Source organism: uncultured Veillonella sp. (assembly GCF_905209685.1).
Taxonomy (GTDB): Bacteria; Bacillota; Negativicutes; order Veillonellales; family Veillonellaceae; genus Veillonella.
On sequence record NZ_CAJLUB010000129.1, the window covers coordinates 1 to 4,931 of the forward strand.

6 protein-coding genes are annotated in these 4,931 nt (G+C 39.2%); 4 read left to right on the forward strand and 2 right to left on the reverse strand.

Annotated elements, in window-relative coordinates; all coding sequences use genetic code 11:
* Nucleotides 1–575: nitroreductase family protein (locus QZ055_RS08095; protein ID WP_295825926.1), on the forward strand; the 575-nt coding region annotated here is incomplete at its 5' end.
* Nucleotides 576–775: 200 nt separating this feature from the next.
* Here the strand turns inward: QZ055_RS08095 and QZ055_RS08100 are convergent.
* Nucleotides 776–1,594 (reverse strand): MetQ/NlpA family ABC transporter substrate-binding protein, encoded by an 819-nt coding sequence (locus QZ055_RS08100; protein WP_295825931.1) that lies wholly within the window; start codon nt 1,592–1,594, stop codon nt 776–778.
* Nucleotides 1,595–1,826: 232 nt separating this feature from the next.
* Here QZ055_RS08100 and QZ055_RS08105 point away from each other — a divergent pair, with 232 nt between their 5' ends.
* From QZ055_RS08105 to QZ055_RS08115, 3 genes are all read left to right on the forward strand, one after another.
* A complete protein-coding gene (locus QZ055_RS08105) occupies nt 1,827–2,993 on the forward strand; it encodes an iron-containing alcohol dehydrogenase (RefSeq protein ID WP_295825932.1) in 1,167 nt (388 codons plus the stop codon).
* 241 nt (nt 2,994–3,234) lie between these two features.
* Nucleotides 3,235–3,900 (forward strand): AzlC family ABC transporter permease, encoded by a 666-nt coding sequence (locus QZ055_RS08110; RefSeq protein WP_295825939.1) that lies wholly within the window; start codon nt 3,235–3,237, stop codon nt 3,898–3,900.
* Nucleotides 3,893–4,231 carry a branched-chain amino acid transporter permease gene (locus tag QZ055_RS08115; protein WP_105085048.1) on the forward strand — a complete coding sequence of 113 codons (339 nt, stop codon included), beginning with the start codon at nt 3,893–3,895 and terminating at the stop codon, nt 4,229–4,231. The genes QZ055_RS08110 and QZ055_RS08115 overlap by 8 nt, the downstream gene beginning before the upstream one ends.
* Before the next feature lie 148 nt (nt 4,232–4,379).
* Here the strand turns inward: QZ055_RS08115 and QZ055_RS08120 are convergent.
* A partial coding sequence (locus QZ055_RS08120) for an aldo/keto reductase (protein ID WP_295825936.1) occupies nt 4,380–4,931 on the reverse strand: 552 nt, incomplete at its 5' end.

Genomic DNA, 4,931 nt, shown 5'->3' on the forward strand with positions numbered 1-4,931 from the left:
TCTTGCGCAGCCGTCGCTCTATTCGTAATTATCAAAATAAACCAGTTCCTGCTGAGCTTATTCGCAAGGTCTTAAACGTTGCAAGAATGGCTCCAACAGCAACAAATACACAAGGTATTTCCTATATTGTTATTCGGGACAAACAAAAGTTGCGTCGCATTGCAGATCTCGTTCTTGAGTGGATGCATTTGGCTGCGAAAACTGTGCCGATTATGCGTCTTTATGCTCGTGCAGCACAAGCTGAGGTCGATAAGGGTAAGGAATACATCTTGCGCGATGCGCCTGCGCTAGTAGTGGCCATCGGTTCTAAAAAAGATATTCACCGTACTCACGATAGCGGGCATTCCTGCTTGTCTTATGCAGAGTTGTATGCACCAACATTAGGTTTAGGCACTTGTTGGGCTGGCTTCTTTGAACATGCAGGCGAAGCAGAGTATAAACCACTATTGGAACTATTAGGTGTACCAGAGGATAAAATCATTGCTGGTGGTATCTTGATGGGCTATCCAAAGGTTCGTTACCGTAACATCGTGGAACGCCAACCATTGGACGTAACATTCGATACTGAAGAATAGTAGTGATTGATTACTAATAATAGTGATTGATACTAAAGAATAAAATAAAAGCGATACTCTAAATAGTTAGGGTATCGCTTTTTGGCATTATACATATTTTACTGTAGTTACTACATTTGTTAAGGTGATAGTCGTATTTATAGATCTATAAAAGATTGTTTATCAAAAAGACCGGCCTCGTATTGAGGTCGGTCTTTTGGTTAGTTTGCAGTTGTAATGCTACCTTTGAAAGTATCGTTGATGAATTGTTTAATTGCATCAGATTTGTAAATGTCTGCAATTTTTTTGTAAGTTTCGTTGTCTTTGTCTTCACTACGTACCGCAAGTACGATGACTGTTAGTGGTTCATCTTTTGATTCGAAGAAGAAGCCTTGTTTTTCTACACTAAGGCCAGCACTTTGTACATAATTCATTGGAATAACTGCAATTGTTACATCATCTAGACTACGAGGTAATTGAGCTGCTTCTAATTCTTGAATCTTTATATTTTTCGGGTTAGATGTGATATCTGCAACAGTTGCTTTGAAGCCGACACCATCTTTTAACGTAATTAATCCAGCTTTAGCTAATAATACTAATGCACGACCACCATTAGTAGGGTCATTTGGAATAGAAACCGTAGCGCCTTCAGGTACATCTTGTACGCTATGTACACTATTACTATATAATCCCATACGCACTAAAAGGGTTTTACCGATTGCTACTAAGTTGGAACCATTTTGTTTGTTAAAGTTTTCCATAAATGGCACGTGTTGGTACGCATTCAATTGAATGTCGCCATCAGCAAGAGCTTTATCTGGTGTTACATAATCGGAGAACTCTACAACTTTAAGGTCGATACCTTGTTTTTTAGCTTCTTTTGCAACTGCTTCAGCTACTTGAGCGTGAGGACCTGCAGTAGCACCGATTTTAATTTCTTTTGGTGCTTGGCTAGATTGATTTGTATCTGTGCCGCAACCTGCGATGGCGAATGCTAGAACGCCAACGAGAAGAGGGGCAATAAATTTTTTTAATTTCATGTGAACATTCCTTTCTACTTATACATATAATGTATATATCCTATCATGTGAATGGGATTTTGTATATAGAGCAAAAGATATCGGTTAGCTATAGATTAAAGCTATGGCTTTTATGAGCTCGCTAATGATAAGGGGTGTAGCATATCTAAGAATATCGAAAAAATGATATAATAGATATAAATTTCGTACAATTAGACTTATAGGTTTTATATGATATACATAGGAGGTCCCCATGTTTAACTTTGATTTTTATAACCCTACACATATCGTATTTGGTAAAGATCGTTTAGGTGAATTAGATACATTGGTTCCAAAGGATGCAAAGGTGCTTATTACTTACGGCGGTGGATCTGCTGTGCGCAGTGGTCTTATTGACCGCATTGTAAAGGCACTTGGTAATCGTAAGGTAGAGCAATTCGGCGGTATTGAGCCAAACCCATCTCTTGAAACGTGTGAACGTGCGGTAGCTTTCATTAAAGAACGTGGAGTAGATTTCGTTCTTGCTGTAGGCGGCGGTTCTGTAGTAGACGCTACAAAACTTATCGTTATGGGCGCTACTTATGATGGTCCTGTCATTGAGGTTATGAAAGCTGGTGTACCAGCGGTTCCAGTGGAAATGGTGCCAAATCCATTACCATTTGGTACAGTTATGACACTTCCTGCTACGGGTTCCGAAATGAACAATGGTGCCGTTATTACTTATGGTGATGGTAAATATCCTGTGTTCAGTAGCTTAGTATTCCCTAAGTTCTCCATGCTCGATCCAACATTGACTTTCACATTGCCTGAAAAACAAGTTAAGAATGGTGTTATTGATACCTTTGTGCATACCACAGAGCAATATTTAACATATCCTGTAGAGGGTCGTATTCAAGACCGCTTCAGTGAAGGTATTTTAAAAACTATGATTGAAATTGGCAAAGAAACGGTAGAAAATCCAGAAAACTACGATATTCGTGCCAACCACGTGTGGGCCTCTACCTTAGCATTAAACGGCTTGATTGGTGCCGGCGTGCCACAAGACTGGGCAACACATCTTATCGGTCATGAGTTAACTGCGGCGTACCATCTCGACCATGGGATTACATTAGCTATCGTATTACCTGCATTGTTAGAAGTGAAAAAAGCAGACAAGCTTGAAAAATTGGCACAATATGCTACACGTGTATGGCATATCACAGAAGGTACAAACGAAGAAAAAGCAGATAAGGCTATCGCTAAAACGCGTGAATTCTTCGAGTCCCTTGGCGTATCTACACATTTGAAAGACTATGGTCTAGGCGAAGAAGCAGTTGATAAAGTTGTGAAACAATTAGAAGACCATGGCATGACTCGACTTGGTGAAAAAGGCGATGTAACACCAGACGTAGCTCGTGAAATTTTAACGCGCGCTTTATAATACATTTGGTTAAAGCCATCAAAATTTGACACTAATTATATACAATGTATAATAAAATAGCTTATATAAAAGACACCATATGGTGTCTTTTATTATTGTTCAAATTAGTTTTATCGTCTAGAAGAGGACTAAGATTAGTTTTGACTATCGTTTACATAATATATAATGTATGATTTCGAAAGGAGAAAATCCTTTGAGTGACATAAAGCATCGAAGTGCCTTTTCTTTTGCATTTCCTATTATGGTTCCTATGGGCATAAGTTTCTTTTTCATAGGCTTAGGATTTGGTTTATATGCTACGAGCCAAGGATTCCCTTGGTGGACGGCACCTGTTTTAGCAGCCACTATTTTCGCAGGTTCCATGGAATTCGTAACTATTGGCATGCTTATGGCGGGCTTTGATCCGTTAAACGCTTTTGTTTTGACCATGTTCGTCAATGGCCGTCACTTCTTCTATGGTCTATCTGCGCTGCAGAAATATGTACATATGGGATGGAAGTGGTTACCTACAGTTGCTTGGATGTGTGATGAAAGTTTTGCCATTAATATGGCAACAAAATTGCCTGATGATGTAGATGAAAAGTGGTTTTATTTCCACGTGTCTTGGCTAAACTATGTATTCTTGGTATTTAGTACCTTTGTAGGTGGTCTATTTGGTAATCTATTGGCTACCGTAGATTTACGAGGCATCGACTTTGTATTGCCAGGGCTATTTATTGTGGTATTTCTTGAAATGCTACTTAATGCAAAGAATAACCAAAATAGAGCCTTTGGTGTAGCTGGTGCCGCTATGGCGATTGTGATGCTCTTGTTGGTGGGAAAATCACTCTTTATGCTTTTATCTATGAGCTGTATGTTGGTAGCCTGCTATATTGCGTACAAGTGGGGAGGTGTACATCTTGACTAGTACAGAAATGGTCATTACTGTTGCTATTGTTGTGGCAGGTACATTACTTACTCGTTTTGGTGCCTTTCTCGTATTTCCACCAGGGAAAAAGGCGCCGGATTTTGTACTCTTTTTAGGCAAGGCTTTGCCGGCTGCCGTTATGGGTATGCTTGTGGTATATACCTTTAAGGAGACCGTTGTTTTATCGTATCCATATGGTATTCCGGAGCTCATAGCCTTGTTAGTTACGGTAGGATTACATTTATGGAAACGTAATATGCTCGTATCGATTGCGGCAGGAACAGTTATCTATATGATACTTATACAAGCCGTCTTTAATGTGCCTAAATAGAATAAAGTACAATAAAATAAATAAACCACTTATATCTATCTAACTTAGATATAAGTGGTTTTTTACATATATTGTTTTATTTACTTTGTCATCATAGTTGTAGTGTGTATTATAATTGATGCTAACTACAAATAGGAGTTAGTATGTACTATTTAAGTTGTAATAGTCGTTCAAGACCTGGTGCTGTATGGTGATCTTCTAAGAAGTCTTGTTGGTCTAATAGTTCCATAACGTCCATATCGATGTTTGTGAGCTTGAAATCGAATACATCAAAGTTAGCCTCCATATGGCTTACGTTATTTGCCTTTGGCAATGGAATGATGCCACGTTGGATGTGCCAACGCAAGATGATTTGATGTTTAGACACTCCGTATTTTTCAGCCAAGCTTTTGATGATAGGATGGTCAAAAATAGGTTGGCGGTCACGGGTGAATGGAGACCAAGCCATGCCCACTACTTGATGCTTTCTCATCAATTGAATAAGAGATTGGCGTTGGTTGAATGGATGACATTCAATTTGGTTCACCACAGGTTTCACATTGCAGTGATATAGCAAGTCGATTAAGCGATCTTCGTAAAAGTTAGATAGGCCTAACCCGCGCAATACGTTTTGGTCGTATAACTCTTCCATGGCGCGCCAAGAACCGTAATAGTCGCCAAGGGGTTGATGTACGAGCATAATATCGATATAATTAGTGTC